Annotated in this window: 21 protein-coding genes; 12 read left to right on the top strand and 9 right to left on the bottom strand. The window is 42.3% G+C overall.

The window, feature by feature from the left end; all coding sequences use genetic code 11:
* Window positions 1-5 precede the first annotated feature (5 nt).
* From pbpC to Bovatus_RS00260, 6 genes are all read left to right on the top strand, one after another.
* Window positions 6-2,429 carry a penicillin-binding protein 1C gene (gene pbpC / locus Bovatus_RS00285; protein WP_004296950.1) on the top strand — a complete coding sequence of 808 codons (2,424 nt, stop codon included), beginning with the start codon at window positions 6-8 and terminating at the stop codon, window positions 2,427-2,429.
* A gap of 26 nt (window positions 2,430-2,455) precedes the next feature.
* Window positions 2,456-3,631, top strand: coding sequence for an MFS transporter (locus Bovatus_RS00280; RefSeq protein WP_004296951.1), 1,176 nt, complete (start codon window positions 2,456-2,458; stop codon window positions 3,629-3,631).
* 46 nt (window positions 3,632-3,677) lie between these two features.
* Complete coding sequence (locus Bovatus_RS00275; RefSeq protein ID WP_004296952.1) at window positions 3,678-4,112, top strand: hypothetical protein; 435 nt, start codon at window positions 3,678-3,680, stop codon at window positions 4,110-4,112.
* A 156-nt stretch (window positions 4,113-4,268) separates the two neighbouring features.
* On the top strand, window positions 4,269-5,696 hold the full coding sequence (nhaC, locus tag Bovatus_RS00270; protein WP_004296953.1) for a Na+/H+ antiporter NhaC: 1,428 nt from the start codon (window positions 4,269-4,271) through the stop codon (window positions 5,694-5,696).
* Between the two features lie 67 nt (window positions 5,697-5,763).
* A complete protein-coding gene (locus Bovatus_RS00265; RefSeq protein ID WP_004305931.1) occupies window positions 5,764-6,354 on the top strand; it encodes a DUF4251 domain-containing protein in 591 nt (196 codons plus the stop codon).
* A gap of 88 nt (window positions 6,355-6,442) precedes the next feature.
* Window positions 6,443-7,102, top strand: a complete 660-nt coding sequence (locus tag Bovatus_RS00260; protein ID WP_052587863.1) for a response regulator transcription factor — start codon at window positions 6,443-6,445, stop codon at window positions 7,100-7,102.
* A gap of 42 nt (window positions 7,103-7,144) precedes the next feature.
* Here the strand turns inward: Bovatus_RS00260 and mnmA are convergent, their stop codons facing one another.
* Window positions 7,145-8,212, bottom strand: coding sequence for a tRNA 2-thiouridine(34) synthase MnmA (gene mnmA / locus Bovatus_RS00255; protein ID WP_004296956.1), 1,068 nt, complete (start codon window positions 8,210-8,212; stop codon window positions 7,145-7,147).
* Between the two features lie 180 nt (window positions 8,213-8,392).
* Here mnmA and Bovatus_RS00250 point away from each other — a divergent pair, with 180 nt between their 5' ends.
* Window positions 8,393-9,829 (top strand): S41 family peptidase, encoded by a 1,437-nt coding sequence (locus Bovatus_RS00250; protein WP_004296957.1) that lies wholly within the window; start codon window positions 8,393-8,395, stop codon window positions 9,827-9,829.
* Window positions 9,830-9,835: 6 nt separating this feature from the next.
* Window positions 9,836-10,630 carry a DUF4595 domain-containing protein gene (locus Bovatus_RS00245; protein ID WP_004296958.1) on the top strand — a complete coding sequence of 265 codons (795 nt, stop codon included), beginning with the start codon at window positions 9,836-9,838 and terminating at the stop codon, window positions 10,628-10,630.
* A gap of 408 nt (window positions 10,631-11,038) precedes the next feature.
* Here the strand turns inward: Bovatus_RS00245 and Bovatus_RS00240 are convergent, their stop codons facing one another.
* Together Bovatus_RS00240 and Bovatus_RS00235 are read right to left on the bottom strand one after the other, a co-directional pair.
* The gene (locus Bovatus_RS00240) at window positions 11,039-11,857 is read right to left on the bottom strand and encodes an alpha/beta hydrolase (RefSeq protein ID WP_004296959.1); all 819 of its coding nucleotides are present in this window, start codon (window positions 11,855-11,857) and stop codon (window positions 11,039-11,041) included.
* A 25-nt stretch (window positions 11,858-11,882) separates the two neighbouring features.
* On the bottom strand, window positions 11,883-12,317 hold the full coding sequence (locus Bovatus_RS00235) for a putative signal transducing protein (protein ID WP_004296960.1): 435 nt from the start codon (window positions 12,315-12,317) through the stop codon (window positions 11,883-11,885).
* Between the two features lie 181 nt (window positions 12,318-12,498).
* Here Bovatus_RS00235 and Bovatus_RS00230 point away from each other — a divergent pair, with 181 nt between their 5' ends.
* The 4 genes from Bovatus_RS00230 (at window position 12,499) to Bovatus_RS00215 (ending at window position 17,774) form a co-directional block, all read left to right on the top strand.
* On the top strand, window positions 12,499-14,877 hold the full coding sequence (locus tag Bovatus_RS00230) for a TonB-dependent receptor (protein ID WP_004296961.1): 2,379 nt from the start codon (window positions 12,499-12,501) through the stop codon (window positions 14,875-14,877).
* 33 nt (window positions 14,878-14,910) lie between these two features.
* On the top strand, window positions 14,911-15,696 hold the full coding sequence (locus Bovatus_RS00225) for a M48 family metallopeptidase (RefSeq protein WP_004296962.1): 786 nt from the start codon (window positions 14,911-14,913) through the stop codon (window positions 15,694-15,696).
* Window positions 15,697-15,947: 251 nt separating this feature from the next.
* A complete protein-coding gene (locus tag Bovatus_RS00220) occupies window positions 15,948-17,240 on the top strand; it encodes a hemolysin family protein (protein ID WP_004296963.1) in 1,293 nt (430 codons plus the stop codon).
* A gap of 57 nt (window positions 17,241-17,297) precedes the next feature.
* On the top strand, window positions 17,298-17,774 hold the full coding sequence (locus Bovatus_RS00215; protein WP_004296964.1) for a copper resistance protein NlpE N-terminal domain-containing protein: 477 nt from the start codon (window positions 17,298-17,300) through the stop codon (window positions 17,772-17,774).
* Window positions 17,775-17,862: 88 nt separating this feature from the next.
* Here Bovatus_RS00215 and Bovatus_RS00210 read toward each other — a convergent pair whose 3' ends face one another.
* From Bovatus_RS00210 to Bovatus_RS00185, 6 genes are all read right to left on the bottom strand, one after another.
* A complete protein-coding gene (locus tag Bovatus_RS00210) occupies window positions 17,863-18,420 on the bottom strand; it encodes a TlpA family protein disulfide reductase (RefSeq protein ID WP_004296965.1) in 558 nt (185 codons plus the stop codon).
* A 64-nt stretch (window positions 18,421-18,484) separates the two neighbouring features.
* On the bottom strand, window positions 18,485-19,705 hold the full coding sequence (locus Bovatus_RS00205; protein WP_004296966.1) for a glycoside hydrolase family 88 protein: 1,221 nt from the start codon (window positions 19,703-19,705) through the stop codon (window positions 18,485-18,487).
* Between the two features lie 88 nt (window positions 19,706-19,793).
* The gene (locus Bovatus_RS00200) at window positions 19,794-21,443 is read right to left on the bottom strand and encodes a glycoside hydrolase family 43 protein (protein WP_004296967.1); all 1,650 of its coding nucleotides are present in this window, start codon (window positions 21,441-21,443) and stop codon (window positions 19,794-19,796) included.
* Window positions 21,444-21,695: 252 nt separating this feature from the next.
* Window positions 21,696-23,099, bottom strand: coding sequence for an alginate lyase family protein (locus Bovatus_RS00195; protein WP_004296968.1), 1,404 nt, complete (start codon window positions 23,097-23,099; stop codon window positions 21,696-21,698).
* A 5-nt stretch (window positions 23,100-23,104) separates the two neighbouring features.
* Window positions 23,105-24,631 (bottom strand): Ig-like domain-containing protein, encoded by a 1,527-nt coding sequence (locus Bovatus_RS00190; RefSeq protein WP_004296969.1) that lies wholly within the window; start codon window positions 24,629-24,631, stop codon window positions 23,105-23,107.
* Between the two features lie 31 nt (window positions 24,632-24,662).
* Entirely contained in the window at window positions 24,663-26,396 is a 1,734-nt protein-coding gene (locus tag Bovatus_RS00185) for a RagB/SusD family nutrient uptake outer membrane protein (RefSeq protein WP_004296970.1), read from the bottom strand.
* Window position 26,397: the final 1 nt, after the last annotated feature.

Genomic DNA, 26,397 nt, shown 5'->3' with positions numbered 1-26,397 from the left:
TTTAAATGAATCCTATATATAAATTCTTCAAACGATTATCTGTTACTAAGAAAGTAATGACAATAAGCATTGCTCTTTTGATGATAGGATACATCTTTTGCCTTCCCCGGCAACTGTTTCATGTACCCTACTCCACCGTTGTGACTGATCGAAACGAAGAATTACTGGGAGCACGTATCGCTTCGGATGGTCAATGGCGGTTTCCTCCCCGAAAGACAACACCTGAAAAAATCAAGCAATGTCTTATTACCTTCGAAGATAAACACTTTTACCACCATTGGGGAGTTAATCCGCTATCTACCGGAAGAGCACTCTATCAGAATTTAAAGAATAAACGTGTTGTAAGCGGAGGCAGTACCCTTACCATGCAGACCATCCGTCTCGCCCGGAACAAACCCAGAACTATCGGAGAGAAAGTCATCGAAATGATCTGGGCTACCCGTTTGGAGTTTCGGACTTCCAAAGAGGAAATCTTATCCATGTATGTCTCCCATGCACCATTCGGAGGAAATGTAGTAGGACTGGATGCTGCTGCCTGGCGCTACTTCGGTCATTCTGCCGAAGATTTATCATGGGCGGAATCAGCCATGCTGGCCGTCCTGCCCAATGCCCCCGCCATGATTCATCTATCCAAAGGACGAAAAACACTACTTTCCAAACGCAACCGTTTATTGAAACAACTTTTTGAAGAAGAGATTATTGATGCGTCCACCTATGAATTGGCTATCAGCGAACCGTTACCCGACGAACCACATCCTCTTCCTCAAATAGCCCCCCACCTGGTTACCCGCTTTTATCAAGAAAGAAACGGATTATATACCCGCTCAACCATCGATAAAGGAATACAAACCCATATAGAGAGTTTGGCGGAACGGTGGAGCAATGAATTTAATCGAAGTGATATCCGTAACCTGGCTATCCTAATTATAGACATTCCCACCAATCAAGTGGTAGCATACTGCGGAAATGTACATTTCGACCGTAAGCAAGGGGGGAATCAAGTAGACGTGATTCAAGCTCCCAGAAGTACAGGCAGTATTTTAAAACCCTTTCTCTATGGTGCCATGCTACAGGAGGGAAGTCTATTACCGCAAATGCTGTTACCGGACGTACCCGTTAATATCAACGGCTTTACTCCACAAAACTTCAGCCTGCAGTTTGAAGGAGCCGTCCCCGCTTCCGAAGCTCTTGCCCGCTCATTGAATATCCCGGCTGTCACCATGTTACAAAGATATGGAGTACCCAAATTTCATCACATGCTGCAACAAATGGGGTTCAAGACTATCAACCGATCAGCCTCCCATTATGGATTATCACTCATTTTAGGAGGTGCCGAAGCTACTTTATGGGATGTGACGAATGCTTATGCACAAATGGGACGAAGCCTCTCCAACAGTCATTCCAACGACCTTCCCCAAGAAAAGGAAGTGCAGATACTACTGGGAACAGAAGAAAAGACAGTTTCGGAAAGAGATGGTTCAAGAAAAGTTACTTCAGGAAAGACCATTTCAAGAAAAACAACTTCGAGAAAGGATATATCAGAAGGAGTTATTTCAGAAGGAGTCATTTCGGCAGGAGCGGCCTGGCTCACCCTTTCCGCCTTAACAGAAGTCAACCGCCCTGAAGAAATTGACTGGAAATCAATCCCCTCGATGCAGACTATCGCATGGAAGACCGGAACGAGTTACGGATTCCGTGATGCCTGGGCCGTTGGCGTGACTCCCCGCTATGCAGTAGGCGTATGGGTAGGAAATGCAACCGGAGAAGGAAAACCCGGATTGGTCGGTGCACAGACAGCCGGTCCCGTATTATTCGATATATTCAATTATCTCCCATCTTCACCCTGGTTTGAACGTCCCACAGGAATTTTTGTTGATGCAGAGATATGCCGTCAATCCGGTCATCTGAAAGGACGTTTCTGTGAAGAAACCGACACCGTACTGATCCTTCCCGTCGGATTACGGACAGAGGCTTGTCCTTACCATCATCTCGTCACACTATCCGCCGACGAAAGCCACCGCATCTATGAAAACTGTGCAAACACGGAACCTACCATTCAGAAATCATGGTTTGCCCTGCCGCCCGTATGGGAATGGTACTATAAACAACACCATCCGGAATATAAACCGCTGCCACCTTTCAAAGCCGGCTGCGGAGAAGATTCTTTCCAACCCATGCAGTTCATCTACCCTCCGATGAACGCCCACATCAAGCTGCCCAAGCAACTGGATGGCAGCAAAGGCTTTATCACGGTGGAACTGGCACACAGCAATCCCAATGCCACTATCTTCTGGCATCTCGACGACACCTATCAGACACAGACACAGGATTTCCACAAAATTTCCCTGCAACCTGCTCCCGGCAAACATTCCCTGACGGCAGTAGACGGAGAAGGCAACACAGTTTCCACCACTTTCTTTATCGAATAAACATCTTATTTTATTATCTTTGCCGCATGAAACAGCCATTAAAAGAAAACGGTGGACTACCGGCATCTATCCTCTGGACACTTGCTATTGTGGCCGGTGTCTCGGTAGCCAACATCTATTATATTCAACCTCTATTAAATATGATACGCCATGAACTTGGCATATCAGAGTTCAGAACTAACCTGATTGCCATGGTCACGCAAATAGGCTATGCGGCAGGATTGTTGTTTATCACCCCTCTGGGAGATTTATATCAGCGTAAGAAAATCATCCTGGTCAACTTCACCGTTCTGATATTCTCTCTATTGACTATCGCCCTGACGCACTATTTTCATTTGATACTTATCGCTTCATTCCTCACGGGAGTTTGTTCGATGATTCCACAAATATTCATTCCGATAGCCGCCCAGTTCTCCCGTCCGGAAAATAAAGGCAGAAATGTAGGGATTGTCTTATCAGGACTATTGACCGGCATTCTGGCTTCACGTGTCGTCAGCGGATTTATCGGTGAACTGATTGGCTGGCGGGAAATGTATCACATCGCTGCAGGCATGATGTTTATCTGCGCAATCGTTGTATTAAAAGTCCTTCCTGACATTCAGACCAACTTTCAGGGAAAGTATAGCGGCCTGATGAAATCTCTGTTAGCCTTAGTGAAAGAATACCCGCAACTGCGCATTTATTCGATCCGGGCGGCACTGAATTTCGGTTCCCTCCTCGCCATGTGGTCCTGTCTGGCTTTTAAAATGGGACAAGCCCCGTTCTTCGCCAACAGCGACGTAATCGGTATGCTAGGACTTTGCGGAGTGGCCGGAGCATTGACTGCTTCTTTCGTAGGAAGATACGTAAAGCAAGTAGGTGTACGCCGCTTTAACTTTATCGGTTGCGGATTGATTCTCTTTGCCTGGTTACTGTTCTTCATCGGTGAAAACACTTTTATTGGTATCATTGCCGGAATCATCATCATTGACATAGGGATGCAATGTATCCAACTTAGCAACCAAACAAGTATCTTCGAACTAGACCCGCGCGCTTCGAACCGTATCAATACAGTTTTCATGACTACTTACTTTATTGGCGGTTCAATGGGAACATTTCTGGCGGGCAGCTTTTGGCAACTGTATGGTTGGCACGGAGTTATCGGTACCGGAGTCGTTTTAACCGGAATTTCTTTATTAATTACGACTTTCTACAAGAAGTGAGTCAACAAAACAGACGGTCAAACCGTTTATTACAATAAAAAAGCCAATGAAATACGGAGTTAACAGACAAATCTTACTTATCACAGCCGGCACCGTCTGGATTATAGCCGGTGCCAATATTCTGCGAATAGGAATTGTAACCTGGTTAAACACCTCCCAAGATTGGATGTTCAAAATAGGAGAAGCTACCGTCGTTTTCTTGTTATTCTTCGTTCTGGTGTTCAGAAGGCTTTATTATAAACATACCCAGCGAATCGAACAAAAGAAAGAACACAGAAATTGCCCGTTCTCCTTTTTCGATGTGAAAAGTTGGATTACAATGATCTTCATGATTTCTCTGGGAATTACCATACGTAGCTTCCATCTTCTGCCCGAAACGTTCATTTCTGTTTTCTATACCGGATTATCCATTGCCCTCATCCTGACAGGGGTACTTTTCATCCGTTACTGGTGGATAAGGCGTAAGACTTTCGCTAATTGAGCCGGTCTTATACATATTCCAATCAAATACAAACTTATAATAATTTTTATTGCCTGACGTTTTGAAGCAAAAGATTTCATTCTTTTTTGTTGTATCTTTGCGCGGCTATAAACAAAACAGTAGCCGGAAAACAAATAAAAGGTTATAAGAATCAACATGAAGAAAGCCCCCTCTCCCATTGTATCATTGATACCGATCATTGTACTGGTGTTATTATTGTTTGCCACTATCCGCACATTTGGCAGTGATGCCCTAAGCGGCGGAAGCCAAGTGTCACTACTCACCACTACAGCTATTTGTATCCTTATCGGTATGGTGTTCTATAAAATTCCCTGGAAAGATTATGAGCTCGCCATCACCAACAATATTGCCGGAGTGGCAACAGCCATTATTATTCTATTGATAATCGGTGCGTTGAGCGGGATCTGGATGATTAGTGGAGTAGTGCCTACGCTAATCTACTACGGGATGCAAATTATCCATCCCAGTTTCTTCCTGGCATCTACCTGCATCATCTGCGCATTGATTTCCGTTATGACCGGAAGTTCGTGGACTACCATTGCTACCATCGGTATCGCCCTGATGGGTATCGGAAAGGCGCAAGGTTTTGAAGACGGTTGGATTGCCGGAGCCATTATTTCAGGAGCATACTTCGGAGATAAAATATCTCCTTTATCCGAAACCACCATCCTGGCCTCTTCTATCACAGACACTCCCTTGTTCCGTCACATCCGTTATATGATGATTACTACGGTTCCATCTCTTGTCATTACGCTAATTATTTTCACCGTAGCAGGATTCTCTCATGATGCCAACAATACACAACACATCGCAGAAGTGGCAACAGCTCTGAATGAAAAGTTTCATATCACTCCGTGGCTACTGATAGTTCCCGTAGCAACCGGGATATTGATAGCGAAGAAAGTGCCGTCTATCGTTACGCTGTTCCTGTCTACCCTGCTGGCTGCTGTTTTTGCTTTGATCTTTCAGCCGGATTTGTTGGAAGAAATTTCAGGAATTGCCGCTTCCGGATTCGATTCACTGTTTAAAGGACTAATGATGACTATCTACGGAGAGACAAATTTACACACGGATAATGCCGTTCTGACAGATTTAATTGCCACACGTGGCATGTCAGGAATGATGAATACGATTTGGTTGATACTATGTGCCATGTGTTTCGGCGGAGCAATGACAGCAAGCGGCATGGTGGGAAGTATCACTTCCATCTTTGTGCGCTTTATGAAGAAAACAGTCAGCGTGGTCAGTGCGACGGTTTGTTCCGGTCTGTTTCTTAATCTGACCACTGCCGATCAATATATCAGTATTATTCTGACGGGAAATATGTTTCGCGATATTTATGCCAAGAAAGGGTATGAAAGTTGCTTACTAAGCCGTACCACGGAAGATGCAGTAACCGTTACATCCGTATTGATCCCGTGGAACAGCTGTGGAATGACTCAAGCCACTATCTTGAGTGTACCCACACTTGTGTATCTCCCTTATTGTTTTTTCAACATTATCAGTCCTTTAATGAGTATCACCGTGGCAGCCATCGGATATAAAATTGCACGACGTTCGTGAACAATCTGGCATACACTTTGTTTTTGCAATAAACGAACAACATATTAAACCTAAACAAAAAAAAGTTATGAAAAAGTTTATTGCATTAGTAGCATTAGTATTAGTGAGTGCAAGCACAATGATGTATGCACAAGAAAGTAACGCAGCAGCACGCCGCGCAGAAAGAAAAGCTCAAAGAGATGCAGAGAGAGCGAAACTCCGTGCCGAAGAAGAGGTGCAGGACATGGCAGCCTATCAACAAGCTGTACAGGCTTTGAAAAACAAGCAATTTGTATTGGAAGCTAATCAGGTTGTCTTCCGCAACGGTATGAGTGCTTTTGTTACTTCAAATACCAACTTCGTCCTGATGAACGGCAACAGAGCTACCGTACAGACTGCTTTCAACACTCCTTACCCAGGTCCTAACGGAATCGGTGGTGTTACAGTAGATGGTAATTCTTCGGATATGAAGATGAATATCGACAAAAAAGGAAATGTGAACTGTTCATTCAGTGTTCAGGGTATCGGCATCTCCGCTCAAGTATTTATTAATATGAGCAGTGGAAACAATACAGCTTCGGTTAGTATCAGCCCGAACTTCAGCAACAACAACCTGACATTGAACGGAAATATCGTTCCGCTTGACCAGTCAAATATCTTCAAGGGACGTTCCTGGTAATCCGGATACAAGAATCTTATCATAACTCCGCTACAAATCGCGCAAAATGCGTACATTTGTAGCGGAGTTTTTTTATTCATCATTGCTTATGAGAGAATTTATCATCGCAGACAATCAGGATATCAGTAAGGCGGGAATGATGTTTCTGCTAAGTAAACAGAAGGAAGTATCCCTCCTTTTAGAAGCTGATAGTAAGGCTGAACTGATTCAGCAGTTACGATTGCATCCGCAAGCGGTGATTGTATTGGATTATACATTGTTCAATTTTGCCGGGGCGGATGAGTTGATTGTCTTGCAGGAAAGATTCAAGGAAGCTGACTGGATTCTATTCTCTGACGAACTAAGCCTGAACTTTCTCCGTCAGGTATTATTCAGCAGCATGGCTTTCGGAGTAGTGATGAAAGATAACTCAAAAGAAGAAATCATGACTGCCATTCAATGCGCCACCCGCAAACAACGGTATATATGCAACCATGTCAGCAATCTGCTGCTTTCGGGAGCTTCTTCTCCGCTGGCAATGTCAAGCATGGACGACCATTTGCTGACGCAGACAGAAAAGAATATCCTAAAAGAAATTGCATTAGGGAAAACGACGAAAGAGATTGCTGCAGAGAAAAATCTTAGTTTCCATACGATCAACAGCCATCGTAAGAATATCTTTCGCAAATTGGGGGTGAATAATGTGCACGAGGCTACTAAATATGCGATGAGGGCAGGAATTGTGGATTTAGCGGAATATTACATCTGATATATTGCTATTCACCGATCTCTACCACCCTAAGGAAACAAGTTAGCAGATGATCTCACCGCTTCCCACGCAAACTTTCGCCTCTTCATCATAAATCACCCCAAACTGTCCCGGAGCAATGCCTTGTAGCTTTTCAGAGGACAAAATATAGAATTGCTTCTCCCCTTCCTGTATCAGTTTTCCTTTGGTAAAGTCGGGAGTGTGGCGAATCTTGAAAGTGATGTCTATCTCCTTCTCCTGCCCTTTCCAGGGATTATCAGTAATGAAATGGAAATCATGCATCCGGAATTCATTGCCGTACTGTGTTTCCACACCGTAGCCACGAGATACATAGATGGTATTTTCCTCAATATCCTTCTTGACTACAAACCAGGGACCACCACTCAATCCGAGCCCTTTACGCTGGCCGATTGTGTGAAACCAATAGCCGCGATGTGTACCCAATTTCTTTCCAGTTTCCAATTCAATAATCGCCCCTTCCTTTTCTCCTAAAAAGCGACGGACAAAATCATTGTAGTTTATCTTTCCGAGAAAACAGATACCCTGACTATCTTTCCTTCTGGCACTCGGCAATCCGGCTTTATTGGCAATCTCACGTACTTCCTGTTTCATCAAACCTCCAATGGGAAACATGAGTTTGGAAACTTGCAGATAATCAATCTGTGCAAGAAAATCTGTCTGGTCTTTCACAAGGTCTTTCGCTGTACCCAACCAAGTTTTACCGTTGCGTTGCAAGGTGGTGGCATAATGACCGGTTGCCGTAAAGTCGAAGTCTTTCCCGACTCGCTGTTCAAAGCAGCCGAATTTGATAAGCTTATTACACATCACATCCGGATTAGGCGTCAGTCCCTGCCGGATTTTATCAATGGCATAGGCCGCTACATTCTCCCAATACTCCTGATGCAAATCCACTACCTCCAAAGACAGGCCGTACTTACGTGCCGTAGCAGTAGATAATTCAATATCTTCCTCTGCCGAACAGTCCATATATTCCGCTCCGTCCATGCCTATCTTAATATAAAAAAGAGTGGGCTTATATCCTTGCTCACAAAGGAGATGTACAACAACCGAACTGTCGACACCTCCTGATAATAATGCAGCTATATCCATGAATAATGATTCGTCTATTAATAACGTTCTATATGTAAGCTAATACCTATTAAAAAATTCTATGCTACAAAGATAAGGCAAGAATCTCTAGCAGCCAATCACATATTGAAGGCATTTTTATACCATAAATGTGGTAGATAAGCAAAGTATTTCCTACATTTGCACAGTAAAAAGCTTTTTATGATGACGAAATTAAGAAAGATAATCCTCATACCTGCCCTGAGCATCGTATTTATCAGTGGCTTTTTCTCCTGTGGTGTCGACCGCTGGCCGGAGTATGCCCATCAGACCGCACTGGATACATGGATGTACGACATCATGCAGCAGAACTATCTGTGGTATCAAAATCTACCTTCCTACGATGATGTGAATCTGTTTCTGGAACCTGCCTCGTTTTTATCTAAAGTAAAATCAAAAAACGACAGCTATTCGTTTGTGGACTCTGTGATGGAGACTCCGCTGCCTACCTATGGATTTGATTATTCACTGGTTCGAAATGCGGATATCGATACAGCATATAATGCATTAATTACTTACGTCATCCCCGGTTCACCGGCAGAAGCAGCCGGACTGGAACGTGGAAACTGGATTATGAAAGTCGATACTTCTTACATCAGCAAGAAATACGAGACTCAATTACTGCAAGGAACCCAAGCCCGGGATTTGGTGATGGGAGTATGGAAAGAAGTTCCTGTTGAGCCGGAAGAAGGAGAAGAAGAATTTGTATACAAGGTAGTACCTAATGACATAACATTAAAACTACCTGCGGCACGATCCGTTGAGGATAATCCAGTGCATAAGACCAAAATACTTACGGTAAAAGAAAACAATAGAGATATTAAAGTAGGGTATCTCATGTACAATAGCTTCACAGCCGGAACCAATAGTGATCCGGACAAATACAATAACGAACTGCGACAAATCTCACAAGAGTTCAAGACAGCTGGCGTGAAATATGTTATACTTGACCTACGTTACAACACCGGTGGTTCATTGGATTGTGTTCAGTTATTAGGTACAATTCTGACTTCAGAGGCACGATTAAATAAGCCGATGGCCTATCTGGAATATAATAATAAAAACAGAGACAAGGATGCTACCATCAACTTTGATAGTGAGATATTAAAGAGCGGTGTTAATTTAGACCTGCCCGCTCTGTTTGCTATTACAAGCAGTACAACAGCCGGAGCACCGGAAATGTTAATTAGGAGTCTTTCACTGAAAGACAGTTATCCTGTCGTAACCATCGGTGGTGTCACTAAAGGACAAAATGTAGCAACAGAACAATTCATTAATGAAGAATTTCTGTGGTCAATCAACCCGGTAGTATGCACTGTCTATGATTCCAACCACGATGCCGGAGGAGCTATCTCCCCTACAACAGATCTTAAAATCAGTGAAACTACTATTGATGGAGTTACTAATTATAGTGAATTTTTACCATTCGGTGATCCTAACGAAAGAATGTTAAAAGTAGCCATCGGTGTTATTGACGGAAGTTATCCACCAAAGGATGAAGAAACCGAAGAGACCACAAAAGCGCAATTCAAAATAGAGAAAAGCGTAATAAGTCCGGCAAGTAGACGTTTTAGTAGTAACGGATTACGATTAAAATAAGAAAGGATGAAAAAAATAGCTATTTTATTGCTGGCAATACTGATATTCAGTTGTTCGGATGATGACGAAAAGGGCACAGTAGAGAATAAAGGGCAATGGGCTATGATTTTCAATGAATCCGTCAAGAACGATTCAAACCCTGTAGATAAGACAGAGAAATTTATGTTCGATGGTGAGCGCCTGATTCAACATATTATAAAACAACGTTATTTCGAAGAAGAAATCAGCAACGAAGTAAACTTGAGCTACTCTGATAATCAGGTAACAGTTACCACTGACTATCTCACTTTAGTATATACATTAAATAGCGAAGGCTATGCCAGTCAATGTGTATACAGTTTGTCTTCACAAAATCGTATTTATCAATTTTCTTACTCTGCAGAAGGATACTTAACCGGAATTGTCGAGAATATTGACAATACAGAATACTCATCAACATCACTTACATACGAGAACGGAGATATAACCTCTATCAGTTCCAAGATGAACGGCCTTGAAAACAAGTTCATTTATGAACCGGGAGAAGAAAGTTCGACATACCATTTACCCTGCCTCGGTTTATTAGAAATACACCCTCTGACATTCCATATTGAAGCTCTTTACGCTGGGTTATTGGGTAAGGACCCGCGCCATTTCACCATACGCAGTTGTCCTGCAGGAAGTAACGATGAAAAGACAATCTATTCGTATGAGTTTGATAAAAAAGGGAATCCATCCAGGATGATTTGTCAAACGACCTATGCCGGAGGACAGGCCAACTATTATCCATACACACGCAACATTTCGGTTTCTTTCGAATAATCTTTCATTCCGAACATCGCATTCTCTTTTAAAGTAGCACAATCACTCTATTTCTGTCAAGAGCAGAATTATAGATTCTTAACCTATAAAGCCCCTTTTCATACCTCAACTTTGTTTATTCCGAAACAAAGGCTCTGATTTTACCTAACAAAGGCTTCAACTTCTCCTAACGCAGCGTTTAATGAGTCGTAACGCACCGTCTAATTTTTATAAAGCTGCGGTATAAAACACGTTAATCTCTGGTTTCATCCCTTTTATAAGCCGGGATAAAGCTCACGCCTCCCAAGGATACAACAAAAAAGGAGAAAGCTTCCACTCCCTCCTTCTATCGTAGTTTAACCTCAATCTATTTTATGATTCTGTACCAAAGATACAACATTGAAAAGCCAAAGTCAAGTATTCCCGGTTTTATTTCTTGAAAAACTTATCAAAGAACAGAATCTGATAATCAATGGAGTTATTCCAATACTGCCCTGTATGTCCTCCCGGACGGGTAATAAAATCATGATCGATTTTTTTTTCTAACAGGCGGTTATGCAAATCCTTGTTCACATTCAAGAAGAAATCTCCTTCTCCACAATCGACAATGATAGCCAAATCGCCATTCTCTATCTTATCAATCTGATTGATAACGGTATGATTATCCCATACTTCCTTGTTAGATTCATATTCTCCCAACTGCTTGGACATGTCCCAGTTTTTCGGGAACGGGCGAATATCCATCCCTCCGCTTGTACTTCCACTGGCACCAAACGTATCTTTATGACGGATTGCATTCCACATCGCTCCGTGTCCACCCATACTTAATCCGGTGATGGCACGTCCTTTTCTGTCGGCAATCGTCTTGTAATGTTCGTCGATATACTTCACCAGTTCCGATGAAATAAAAGTTTCATAACGATAAGACGGATTGAGCGGACTATCCCAGTACCAGCTATTCTTTCCGTCCGGACAAACGAATATAATTCCTTTTTCGTCCGCAATTTGAGGAAGATTCGGTTTAATTCCAATCCATGTTTTAGCATTTCCACCGTAACCGTGCAACAAATAAATGGCGGGACAAGCTACCGCTTTCTTCCCCAGCGCAGCATCCGGCGTTACCACCACCACTTGCACATCCTTATTCATGGAAGGACTTTTAATTAATAAAGTATCTACTTTGGCAGCAAACGAAGGAGCCACCCATACTAAAAGAAGAGCAATTAATAGAAGTTTTTTCTTTTTCATTGTGTGTTATAATAGTTAGATATAGTTATTCCTCTGTCTCTGCAGAAGGATTAAATTTAGAAACCGGCATTTCAAAGGTTTTATGACACTGTTTACAGGTATAGTTCCAGTGGTTATCTCCCGGAGGAGTGACCATCAATGCAGAAATGATAGCGGCACCCAAAGCGCGCCACCGCTTTCCTTTTCTTAGAACCAACTGAATGTCCGATGAACCGCAATACGGACAAAGCGTTAATTCTTCCGGCCAACTATCGTTATCCCTCAACACTTGGACAGCATTTTCATAGTCCTCATCCGCCACCAATATATCCACTCCTGCTATATTGCTCACACAACTCTTATACAAAGTAGAGAAATTCTCATTGTGCAGAATAGACTCAATGCCTTCATTCTCCAACGCTCCCTGAAGGATATGTGCCTTCATCGCATCATTACAAGTTATCAATTTTACAGTCTTCATAAGGAATCTGTTTTAATATGTCCCACAAAAATAAGATATAAAAATGAAATGTGAAACAAAATCCGGCTAAGTTTATCAGTAGGTAAAACGAACCAAACAGGAAGTGATTCTGTTTTTATTCACGGAAGGTATCATTCTTTAATACTTTTTTCGTACTTTCGCAGCAATAATTCGCAATCACATGAAAAGACTGTTGACTCTGCTACTATTTTCAAACCTTCTACTTTCCCTGCTACAGGCACAACCTGTACATCAAATCAGGGGAACGGTTATTGAGAAAAACAGCCGTCAACCATTAGAGTTCATTAACGTAATGGTTCTCGGGCTGAACAAAGGTGGCGTCACCAATGCGGAAGGCCATTTCACCATCGAACAAGTACCTCCCGGCATCTACCGCCTGCAAGCAACTGCCATCGGCTACAAAAGTGTCACTACTCCCGAATATATTGTATCTACCAAAGATCTGAATATCTCGATAGAGATGGAAGAGAACCTGACCGAACTCGCAGGAGTAACCGTCACCGCTTCTCCTTTCCGACGTGATTTGGAAAGCCCCGTCAGCCTGCGCATTATCGGATTGCAGGAAATAGAAAAAAGTCCGGGAGCTAATCGGGACATTTCACGTATTGTTCAGTCTTATCCGGGAGTTGCCTTCTCACCGATTGGATACCGCAACGACTTGATTGTGCGCGGTGGTTCTCCTTCTGAAAACCGTTTCTACCTGGATGGAGTGGAAATTCCCAATATCAATCACTTCAGTACGCAAGGAGCCTCCGGTGGTCCGGTGGGAATCCTCAATGCCGACCTGATACGTGAAGTCAATTTCTACACCGGTGCTTTCCCCACTGATAGAGGAAACGCACTTAGTTCCGTTCTTGATTTCAAGTTGCGCGACGGAGATATGGAGCACAACTCTGTAAAGGCTACCCTCGGAGCATCCGAAGTCTCGCTCGCCTCCAACGGGCATATCGGGAAAAAGACCTCTTATCTGGTATCTATACGTCAATCTTATCTGCAATTCCTGTTTGATATGCTCGACCTCCCTTTCCTGCCGACTTTCACCGATGCGCAGTTCAAATTGAAAACCCGGTTTAACGAACAGAACGAGTTGACAGTGCTGGGACTCGGAGGAATCGACAATATGCGATTGAACACGAAAGCGGATAGCGAAGACAACGAATATATTCTTAGTTACCTGCCGAAAATCAAGCAGGAGACATTTACATTGGGAGCCGTTTATCGTCATTATGCAGGCGCACATGTGCAGTCAGTGGTAGTCAGTCACAGCTATCTGAACAACCGCAACACCAAATACCGGCAGAATGATGAAAGCATTCCGGAAAATCTGATGCTCCGCCTCCGTTCTACCGAACAGGAAACGAAGTTCCGCTTCGAAAACAATTCTTCTTTCCGCAACTGGAAAGTCAATCTCGGAGTGAATCTGGATTATAGTCAATATACCAACACCACCTTTCAAAAGGCATATACCAATCAGGCACAAACGTTTGATTACCACACCTATTTGGGAATGATGCGTTGGGGACTTTTCGGCACTATCAGCTACTCTTCGATGGACGAACGTTTCACAGCTTCCTTGGGATTGAGAGCTGATGCCAACAATTATTCGTCGGCCATGAAGTCACTCTCCGACCAGCTTTCTCCCCGCATATCGCTTTCCTACCAACTTGCCGAGCACTGGTTCGTAAGCGGAAATGCAGGACTTTATTATCAGTTGCCTCCTTACACGGCACTCGGTTTTAAAGATAATAACGGAATGTATGTCAACAAATACAATCTGCGCTATATGAAAGTCAGCCAGGAAAGTCTGGGCATTAGTTGGCGCAAAGGGGATACGTTCGAAGTCTCCGTCGAAGGATTCTACAAAGACTATGATAAAATTCCGCTCTCCGTTGTAGACGGAATTCCTCTTACCTGCAAAGGAAATGACTATGGAGTGATTGGCAATGAATTGCTGACTTCTACCGCTCAAGGACGTTCGTATGGCACGGAGATTCTGGTAAAGTGGCTGATCGCCAAGAAACTGAATCTGGCTTCCTCCTTCACCATCTTTAAAAGTGAATACCGTAACGACAAAGAGAGCGAATACATCGCATCCGCATGGGACAACCGATATATTTTCAATTTGCGGGGAACTTACAATCTGCCCCACCAATGGAGTGTTGGCATGAAAGTCAGTTGCATCGGCGGTGCTCCTTATACCCCATACGATGAAGAAAAGTCATCTTTGGTATCCGCCTGGGATGCACAAGGCAAAGCATATTACGACTATTCAAAATATAATAAGGAACGTCTTCCGGCCTTTGCACAGGTAGACCTCCGTATCGACAAGACATTTTATCTGAAACATTGCATGCTAGGATTCTATCTTGATTTGCAGAATATCACGGCCAGCAAACTGAAACAGCAGGATGTGCTGATGAGCACCGGCATCATCGAGAATCCGGAAGCTCCTGCCAACAGCCAACACTATAAAATGAAACGCCTCAAACAATCGAGCGGGACTTTGCTCCCCACATTAGGAATAACATTTGAGTATTAATTTATGCATAGAACATTAAACTAGAAAAAGAGTATGAAAAGAGAAATCGCTATGATTGCCTTCGTATTATTAGGCATGGGAATGACAGCTTCTGCACAATTCGGCAAGAAGATTAATTTAGGAAAAGCTTTGCAAGCAGGTAAAGATGTAGTATCAGCCGTTACGTTATCTGATGCGGACATTGCTAATATGAGTAAGGAATATATGGCATGGATGGACACTCATAATCCATTGACAAAACCTGATACCGAATACGGCAAACGTCTGGAGAAACTGACGGGACATATCAAAGAAGTGGACGGACTGAAACTTAACTTTGGCGTATATGAAGTAATAGACGTAAACGCCTTTGCCTGCGGTGACGGTAGTGTACGTATCTGCGCCGGTTTGATGGATGTTATGACGGACGAAGAAGTAATGGCAGTGGTAGGTCATGAAATCGGTCATGTGGTTCACACAGATTCCAAAGACGCTATGAAAAATGCCTACCTACGTTCAGCTGTGAAAAACGCGGCAGGTGCAGCCAACGACAAAGTAGCCAAACTGACAGACTCCGAACTGGGAGCCATGGCAGAAGCTCTTGCCGGTGCACAATTCTCACAAAAGCAAGAAAATGAAGCCGATGATTATGGTGTTGAATTCTGCGTAAAAAACGGCATCGACCCTTATGCAATGGCAAATGCCTTGAGTAAATTGGCAGAACTTGCAAAAGATGCTCCTAAAGCATCCTATGCACAAAGAATGTTCTCTTCACATCCGGACACTCAAAAACGCATTGAACGTACAAAAGCCAAAGCAGACAGCTACGCTAAGAAGTAAAGAGTTTATCTAATATATAAGGAAGTGTTCAAAACTTCCTGTTGATTTTTATTAAGGCACGGATTACACGGATTAACACAGTTCTTATTTAATTGAAACTGTGAAATCAGCGTAATCCGTGCCTCAATTATATTATTATGATTACACAAAAAAGACAACACGATTATTAAATTTTCATTAATATATTACACATATTTGCATAGTGTCCCGATTTCTTGTAATTTCGACCCTATAACCATTTAAATCCATTTATGGAATTTCTTATCATACTTTTCTTACTTATACTGAATGGCATTTTTGCCATGTATGAAATTGCGTTGGTATCATCCAGCAAAGCACGTCTTGAAACACTTGTCGCAAAAGGTAACAAATCAGCCCGAGGAGTTTTAAAACAATTGGAAGAACCGGAAAAGTTCTTGTCTACCATTCAGATTGGTATCACGCTGATCGGTATCGTATCCGGTGCGTATGGTGGTGTGGCTATTGCCGACGACCTCGTACCTTTCTTTTCTCTCATTCCGGGCGCAGAAGCATACGCACGCAACCTGGCAATGATTACTACCGTAGCAATCATCACCTATCTTTCTCTGATTATCGGAGAGCTGGTTCCTAAATCCATTGCTCTTAGTAATCCGGAGCGGTACGCCACTTTGTTCAGCCCGGTCATGATTCTGCTGACGAAGGTTTCTTATCCTTTTGTGTGGTTGCTAAGCGTCTCTACCCGGTTACTGAACAAACTTATCGGTCTGAAAAGCGAAGAACGCCCCATGACACAGGAGGAAATCAAAATGATTCTGCATCAAAGTTCGGAGCAGGGTGTGATTGACAAAGAGGAAACGGAAATGATACGCGACGTATTCCGTTTCTCTGATAAACGCGCCAACGAACTGATGACACATCGCAGAGATCTTATTATCCTTCATCCCGATGATACACAGGAAAAGGTGATGAAGATTATTGAAGAAGAACATTACAGTAAATATCTATTGGTAGACGAACGGAAAGATGAGATTATCGGTGTGGTTTCCGTAAAGGATATTATCCTAATGGTAGGCAACAAAAAGGTGTTTAACCTGCGCGAAATTGCCCGTCCTCCCCTCTTTATTCCGGAAAGTTTGTATGCAAATAAAGTTTTAGAGCTATTTAAGAAGAACAAAAACAAGTTCGGAGTTGTTGTTAACGAGTATGGCAGCACAGAAGGCATTATCACACTGCACGACCTGACCGAAAGTATCTTCGGAGACATCCTTGAAGAGGATGAAATGGAAGAAGAAGAAATCGTCACTAGGCAGGATGGTTCAATGCTGGTGGAAGCTTCAATGAATATCGACGACTTCATGGAGGAAATGGGTATCCTATCCTACGAAGATCTGGAATCGGAAGACTTCACCACTCTGGGTGGATTGGCCATGTTCCTGATTGGTCGCATCCCGAAAGCAGGAGACATCTTCACCTACAAGAATCTGCAATTCGAAGTGGTGGACATGGACCGCGGACGAGTAGACAAACTGCTTGTCATCAAACGGGACGATGAACAGGAATAGGATAGCAAAAAACGAGCAATAGCTCACTATATTTATATTAACTTAAAGCACTTAACGATGAAAAAAGTAATTATGTTAGCAGCAGTCGTAGCTGCTTTGGCATCATGCCAATCAAAAGCAAACAAAGCCGCAGAGGCACAAGCAGACAGTCTAGCTCTTGCGATGACTCCGATTACCGAATTAACTGAAGTTTATGAAGGTACTCTTCCTGCTGCCGACGGTCCGGGTATTGACTATGTACTGACCCTGAACGCTGCAACTGACGGTGTGGATACTGCGTATACACTGGATATGACTTACCTCGATGCTGAAGGTCAAGGACAAAACAAGACTTTCACTTCAAAAGGAAAACAACAAACAGTACACAAGGTTGTGAACAAAAAACCTGTTACTGCTGTTAAGTTAACTCCGAAGGATGGTGAAGCTCCGATGTATTTCGTGATTGTAAATGACACCACTCTTCGTCTGGTGAACGATAGCTTGCAAGAAGCTGTCAGCGATCTGAATTATGACATCATCAAGGTAAAACAATAAAATAAACCTAACCCTAACCAGTAAAAAAAGCTCTGCACGGAACCTTCGTTCTTGCAGAGCTTTTCGTTTTTGGGAGTCTTTCCTCATATTATTCCAAGTATTGTTTCAACTGATTCTTCAATTCCTCCGGATTGCTTGGTCTTTGTGCCTTATATTCTACAATAGTTCCCTCCCTATTAACAATAATAAACTGAGGAACTGAAAGCCCGGCGAAATTACCTTTCTCATCATAAGTGACAAACAACTTCTCCACTTCAACAGAAAATTTATTATTCTCAACACTATTCTCTGGTCGATGATAGGTGACAAAATACCCATTTAATAATCTTTCATCCAATCTTTTCAAACAGGCATTCCAATCCTTGGGTTCATCTATTGAAATAAAAAGTCTTACAATATCATTCTTTTTGAAAAAATCATCTGTTTTTTCATATTCTTTGAGTTCTGCCAGACAGGGTTTACACCAAGATGCCATTACATCAATATATACAATTTTTCCTTTAAAATGCCGAAGCAATAACTCAAACGAACTAGGATAATTCAAGCATTTGATATTAGACTGCACTGATTGCTCCTGTGCAGTAATGATTAATGATATCAAACAAAAAAAGAATAAAACTCCATTTGTTTTAATGCACTGTTTCATACAACATAGATTTATTGTTAAATAACTGTGATAAAGATAGTGTTTTATTCGATATAAATCTTCTTTATTTAATTACATTCTTTCCTTCTTGCAGACGTTTCAACCGAAGCAATGCTTCAATGTAGTAATAATCTGCATAAATAATAGAGGCATCTATCTCTGAATGAGCCGGCCAATGTCCTACGCTATGAAGCAGAAAGGACGGTTTGCTCTTGCCACTCTGATAACTGTCAGAGTTCAGGCTTGCCAGCATTTCAATAGCTGCATCTTTATAACGTTTTCCGGTTCCATTCGGGAGGTAAGTAGATAGTTCAAGCAAAGCAGAGGCCACTACTGCCGCAGCCGAAGCGTCACGCGGAGCATCCGGTATTCCCGGGGCACTGAAATCCCAATAAGGAACCTTATCTTCCGGCAGACGTTCGAGATAAACATCTGTCACTTTCTGTGCGAAATCAAGATATTTAGGATCTTTCGTCTCCCGATAGACTACAGTATATCCGTAGATTGCCCATGCTTGACCACGCGCCCACATGGTACTGTCTGCATAGCCCTGATGGGTTACTCCTTTTATCAGATTACCAGTGATGGTATCATAGACTGCTACATGGTAGGATGTATAATCGGGACGGAACTGACATTTCATTGTTTTATCAGCATGAGAAACGGCAACATCATACAAATAAGGATTTCCACCATTCTTTGCTGCCCAGAAAAGCATTTCGAGATTAATCATGTTATCCATGATTGTGTTGTGAGGCCAGTTGCGTGGTTCCACTTCACGAGGCCACGAAAGCATTGTTCCTACAACCGGATTGAATAAAGTAGCCAGCGAATCGGCCGTATCCAGAATCACTTTCTTATAAGCAGGATCTTTCGTCAAGCGATAGCCGTTTCCATAACTGCAGAATACGAGAAATCCCAAATCATGGTCATAAGCTGGTATTCGAGAAAGGAATTCCAATGAGTTCGTAAACTTCTTCGCTTCTTCCAGAATATGCTTATCCTGTGTATATTCGTAATCATACCAGAGCACACCCGGCCAGAAACCGGCACACCATTCTTCTTTCGTTGCCTTACGACAGTTCCAGTGGTGTTCGTCAGCCATAATGTTACGTGGCATCATCGTATAGTCAATGCCGGAATCTGTTTTCAGTTCCGTAAGCGTACGTTGTGTCTGCTCTGCACAATAGTCTAATGCCTTATTCACATCCAATGTACCGGAAGGCTTGTGAGTGCACATACAAAAACCTAACATCACAGCCAGACCTACTACAATCTTTTTCATCTTAGTTCAAATATATTCGCGTTAATTCTTAATCTTTATTTCTCTTTGTCAGTTACTTGAGCGGTCAGTTACTTAGTCACTCCATCAGTTACTTAGTCATCCGGAACCAGTCTACATCTGCCCATCCACGATTGCCCTCATTCGGAGTTACGCAAAATACTCCAACTTTGGCTCCAATCCATTTGCCTTGTCGGGCTGTGAAAGGCTCTCCCACTGTCGTGTATTTCTTTCCATCCAGACTATAAGCGAATGTACAAACGGCTCCTTTACGAACCTTTACTTGCAAATAAACTGTTTGCCACTCATTATCTGCTACTCCCGGCATCTTCAGATGTTCCACCGGAATGTTTGCCAATTCTTTTATCTGTTCGAGATTTTGCTGTTCCGCATCCTTGCAGACTGCTTGTTGCAGAATAAACTGATCTCCCTCCTTACGAATGGAGAGATAGCTATAATCCCATCCCATTACAATGATTCCGGTTTGTTCCCCATCCTGCTTGGCAGTAAATGTCAATTTGGTTGTAGCCGTAAACTCTTCAGCCGGAAACTTTTGCATCAACAAGTTAGGAACTTCCCAGAAGTTCACAAATTCTTTTGAGAGACTGCCTGCATAAAGACGAATATACCCCAAGTCGGTCGTGAACCCGTAAGTGTCTTTTTTATTGGCATGCCATTGCCATTGTAACCCTAAATGACGGGTATTGAATTCATCACTCTCCGGCGGAGTGGCTATCAGATATGTCTTTCCTACATTCGGTTTCTTATAGGTCGTTACCGGTTCACCGCAACCATCTTTATCCTTGTCTACTCCGATTACAGGCCAATCATTTACCCAAGTCATCGGATTCAGATGAATCACGCGTCCGTAAGCTCCTTTATCTTGAAAATGAATGAACCAGGATTCTCCTGTGTTGGTGTCTACCCAGCCACCTTGATGAGGCCCGTTGATATTTGTCTTTCCTTGTGCCATTACGATCTTCGATTCGTAGGGGCCGTAAATGTTCTTCGAACGAAGTACTAATTGCCAACCGGTTGCTACTCCACCTGCCGGAGCAAAAATATAGTAGTATCCATTGCGTTTGTAAAGCTTCGGTCCTTCTACCGTATGGTTCTTTCCATCATTTCCATCAAATACCATCACCGGATCGGAAATTACTTCTGTTCCCTCAGCATTCAGTTCGCAAATAACTACGATGCTATTCACTCCGCTACGGCTACCAGCGTATGCATGTACAAGATAAACTTTTCCATCTTCATCCCAAAGTGGTGTCGGGTCAATCATTCCTTTCCCTGCTTTTACCAATACAGGTTTGCTCCATTTTCCTTTCGGGTCTTTGGTTTTAATCATATAGATTCCATAATCCGGATCCCCCCAGTAAATATAAAATTCTCCGTTATGAAAACGAATGGCCGGTGCCCATACGCCTTTACCATGCTGTGCCTTATCGAAGAAAGGTTCCGGCTCCTGAACCGATAACGCATAGTTTACTAACGACCAATTAACCAAATCATTGGAATGAAGAATAGGAATTCCGGGAATACAATTAAAGCTGGATGCTGTCATATAGAAATCATCTCCGGCCGCACAGATATCCGGGTCTGAATAGTCAGCATGAAGAACCGGGTTCTGATAAGTTCCATTCCCCTTATCAGCCACCCAGGTCTTAGAAATTTCTTGTGCGCCTGCCAATGAACTGCAAGCCATCATTCCTGCTAAAAACAGAATCTTTTTACGCATATACCTTACTAATCAATTTCATTCAAAACTAGATTCGTTATTCCTAAAAACAGGTTCTTTCTACCTTATATAAAAACCAAGCACTTTTAAAACTGAATCCTATCATCTCTGATTTCAAAACAATCTATTTACTGACCTATTTACTTATATATACGAAAGGGATTAGGTAAATACCTAATCCCTTTCCAACTTTTTTCTATTTATCCAAGATTATTGTAAAACAATCATGCTATATTACCAACAGCTTTTTCTTTACTCTTTTGCAAACATCAGGGTTCCGAAACCTAATTGGTCATAACCACCGCTATTAGGTCCATAGTCACCTGCTCCACCATCAGAATTGCCACGAGACGCATTCTCACGCATTTTATCAACCCACATCTTAGCATAGATGCTTGATTTACCATAATCCTGCGCCAAACGATTCACCAGCTCCCACGCAGGACGCACTTCACCACGTGAATCCTTTCCCTCTCTTCTTTCCTGTGCAGAAATGGTATCCCAGCTTCCACTACAATTTGTATAAGTAGTATAAGGCAGATCATTATCTGTATATCTGAAACCGGTCATCTTCCAACTGGCACTTGAACTACCGGTTTCAGCACTACCGATATTGTATTTAGCTACATATTCACACATAGCCAATGCACGTCCGTCATCAAAGATGAAAAGGTCTTCACCTACATTCTTTGCCATCTGACAGAAAGCACCCAGCAGACTGACACACAAGGTAGCATGTCCCTGATCACGGCCTGATTCCTGACATTGTCCCAGCATTTCATTACTATCCAGATCTAAATGTATGAAAGGAACGCCATTTCCTATATTTCCCGAACCAATACCGAATTTGAAATATTGGATAGCTTCATTGATTTTAAAGTTATCATCCGCCAAAATACCGATAGAAAGTAAAGCTGTCATCGCAGATAAATCCCAATTGAGCCAATAATGAAGCGCACATTCATTTCCATTGTGCGTAGACAGGAATTTTGTGATATGAGGATAAAAGACATCTGCAATCCATGCCTTAAACTTAACGAAATCAGCCTCCTGCCATCCTGAATAAGAACGCATAATCTCCGCTGCATTTGCTATTTGATGTACCTGAATAAAAATCAAGAACTCGTTCGGATCTATAAATTCACCTTTATCATTCACGATAAATCCTGTACATGTTTTAGCCCAGTCATTCAAAATAGCAACAGCAGCATCTGCATACTGTGCACCGTCAGTCTCCGACAATTTCCATCGAAGGGCCAATTGATAGGCTGCGGCAGCGTCCTTCATCAACTTCGTGTAGTTATTCCAGTCATTGGGATATTTGCCTGCCCAATTATTTTGATCGAGACGCGCCAATAATTTCACCGGAGAAGCCTTATAATTTGATTGTGACAAGCTATTCCCACCACGACTTAAATGATCGAACGCATTTTTCCAAGGTTGCGCACCGGCTTGCACTTTTCCTTTTACAAACTCAAAATCCGTTTCTGTATGAAGCATACAAGGATGCTCCAAAGTCGTAACATAATCCTTCACTTCCGGCCAACTACTCATATCATTAGAGCCGTCTTCTATTTCGCTACATGCTAAAAGCGTGGTAGAAGTCAGGGCAAAAAGCCCTGCTCCTATTATTGTATATAATTTCATCTTATTCATGGTAGTTATTCGTTAGTATTGTTTTCACTATCTACAAAAGCTTGAAGTTCCTCTATGGATTTGAAAGAACGAATCCAGTAAAGATCATAAGTCTGAGCTGTTTCCGGGAAATCAGCAATTACAAACTTACATTGCGACAAATCAAAGACCTGATTCCAATCTGTAGGAGTCACAGTTTTATATTTTGACTGTAAGTCGTAATACAAGACATTTGGCTCCGTAGTCGAAATCTCACTTGCACCCAGAATCTCGTATCTATTATTAGCATCTCCGCCTGTTCCAAAATATTCAGGACCGATTTTCTTAATACCATCATCAAAGATCTCTAATTTAATACAACCATTGGGTTTGTTCTTTCCTGGAACCAATTGAGATTTAAATCCTACCTTAATGGCAAAATATCTATAATCAGCAGGAGTTACATTTACAATTTTTCCTTTACCACTTCTTGCAAGCCATAAGTCACCACGGTATCCGGAGCCCATCTGAACAGTGGTCTTATTTCCATCAGATGAAACAACAGACGCATTGTTGCCATCCAAATACCAATTATTATCCAGTCCATTACCCAAACCATTACCTAATGAATACCAGAAACGTCCATCGGCAACTGTGACAGTTACATTTTGTACAACAGGGCCATAAGAAGCTGTTATCACAGCAGAAGCGGCCTTAGTAGTATGTACTTTCAATTTTCCTGTTTTATCTACACTAATCATATCAGGGTTATCACTTGTCCAAGTCAGTAAAGATGCAGTAGCATCTACAGGATCCAATGTATATTTGATCTGGTATTCCTGTCCGTATCCTAATTGATTGAGTTCTTTATCTTCAGTAAATGTCATTCCAGTAATTGGAGTCACTATTTTAACTCCTATGTTGCAACTTGCAAATACAGGAGTCGAACTAAAATCATCAGCAGTCACCGTAATAGTTGCATTACCTTTACTGATTCCAGTTACCAATCCCGTCTTTTCATCTACGATAGCTACCTCCGGATTACTGCTTGCCCACTTATATCGTTTAAATGTAACATTTGACGGTTCTGACACAACTTCCAACTGATATTCATCCCCAGCTGCAATCTCTTCCACTGGTTCGTTCTTTATATTAATAGATGACATGTAGGTATATTCCTCCAAGACCTCAACAGTTCTGGTTACGATCGTAGCTTCCGGACCGAAACCGATTTCCGGCGTTAATGTAATAATAGCTTTTCCTGCTTTATCCTTAGTCACGACCTTACCTTCCCGTGTAACAGCAACAATAGATTCATCCGACGAAGTCCATTGCACATTAGCATCGGTTGCATTTTCAGGTGCAATACTCCAAGAGAGTTGCAGTTCTTTGTTCTTCAGCAGACAAATTGTTTTATTCCCTGCATCATATTGAGTTTCGTTAAGAGTAATGGTGGACACTGTAATCATTTCGTCCATCTTTCCTCCTAAATCCTTATCATCATCACATGAAGTCAGACCTAAAAACGAACAAGCCGCCAGTCCAACAAAATATTTTATATAATCTCTTTTCATGATTCTTATTCTTTAAGTTATTCAGACTTGATTATTGCCATCCCGGATTCTGTCCCAAGTTCGGATTCAACTGACACTGATCTACCGGAAGCGGATACAGGTCATTTTTACTACCCCAGCGCCGACTATTTTCCAAGATCAAACAGCCATCGGAATCTTTTGCCATATTAGAAGCGCCAGCCCATGAAGTCGCAAAATCAGTTCCTGTCCATTTCACTCCTAGAATAGGTTTAGGCATCTCTACAATAGCAGTATTCCAACGTTTCAAATCATCAACTCGGAAACCTTCATTGTACAATTCGATGGTACGTTCACGACGGATCTCTTCTCGCATATTCAAACTGTTTTCTGAAGCAAAAGACGTAGTCAGTTTAGGCATATCCGGGTTTACACGAAGACGAACCAAATTCAACGAGATATTCAAGGCATCATCCAAAGCTTTGCCGGTGGTTCCCAACTCATACATAGCTTCGGCATAATTCAATAAAACTTCTGCATAACGAATAATCGGGAAGTCGTAACCTTCAAATGTATCGGCCACCTTACGTTCCGTACCCCATTTTTGGTTTTGATAACCGGAACCTTGGAATACATTACATGTAATGGCATTGGCCGCATCTTCCCCATCCATACCTTTCCAATCAATACGCGGTTTGTCGTTATCCCAATATTTAGTGCCATGAGCCAGAAGACAGTTCTTCATGCGATTATCACGATTTTCAAATTCCGTAGTCAGACCTCCATAACCTTTAAAGACGTCAGCACTCTTGGCATGGTCAATAGGTAGCCCATTGCTACAAAGATACATATTCACAAATTTACGATTAATATATTGCACGTTCGCTACACAACCATGTGTGATATTAGTCCCGATCGGAGCAATCGTTTCATCATGACGACGATAGAATATATATTCTTTATTGGCACTCTTAGTCAGATTCGCAGGATTAGACTGTACATTCTCTAAAATGAACAGGTATTTATAAGCCATCTCTCCCAATGCTGCCGGTTTGAATAGCTCGAATTGCTTACTGTCGATAACTTTTTTCGCCGCATCCGCTGCAATACTCAACAATGCTTTGCCACGTTCTTCATTATTGCGGTTTTGTTGCCATGTGCCTTCATATAAAGCGACACGTGAAAGGAATGCATAAGCTCCCCATTTTGAAATACGCCCTTCATCGTCTGTCGTAATTGTTTCCGGCAATACTTCAGCCGCATCCTTCAAATCCTGAATCACGAAGTCAATCACTTCGCTACGGTCATTGCGGCTCATGCGTAACTCGGGTGAAGTAATATCCAACGGTTCTTTAGTGATAATCACATTGCCAAACAATTGCACCAAATCAAAGTAAGAATAAGCACGGAAAAACTTGGCTTCCGCTACATAGCGGCTGATATCACCGTTACCGGAAAAAGACGCTGCTTTTTGCAGCAACAAATTGCAACGGCGGATATGGGCATAATTACTCGTATAGTTACCGTCTGAAGTAGGAATCGGATTACTACCATTACTGTACATATTTACAGAACTGGAAGTCATCAAGTCCGAACGCCAGTCAGAATGTGCACCATCAGAAATAACAGACTTGAAATCACGGGTCCAACCATAGAAATTAGTTGCAAAATATTTAAAATCATCTGCTGCCCCCCATAAGTTGCCATCTGCCAGTTGGTCCTGCGGATCAAGATCCAGACACGAATTCAGTGTCAGACCAAGCGATAAAATTAAAAGAGCTTTCTTATATAGTTTCATATTCTTCATA

Source organism: Bacteroides ovatus, from assembly GCF_001314995.1.
GTDB lineage: Bacteria > Bacteroidota > Bacteroidia > Bacteroidales > Bacteroidaceae > Bacteroides > Bacteroides ovatus.
This window is presented reverse-complemented; position numbering and strand designations above follow the sequence as displayed.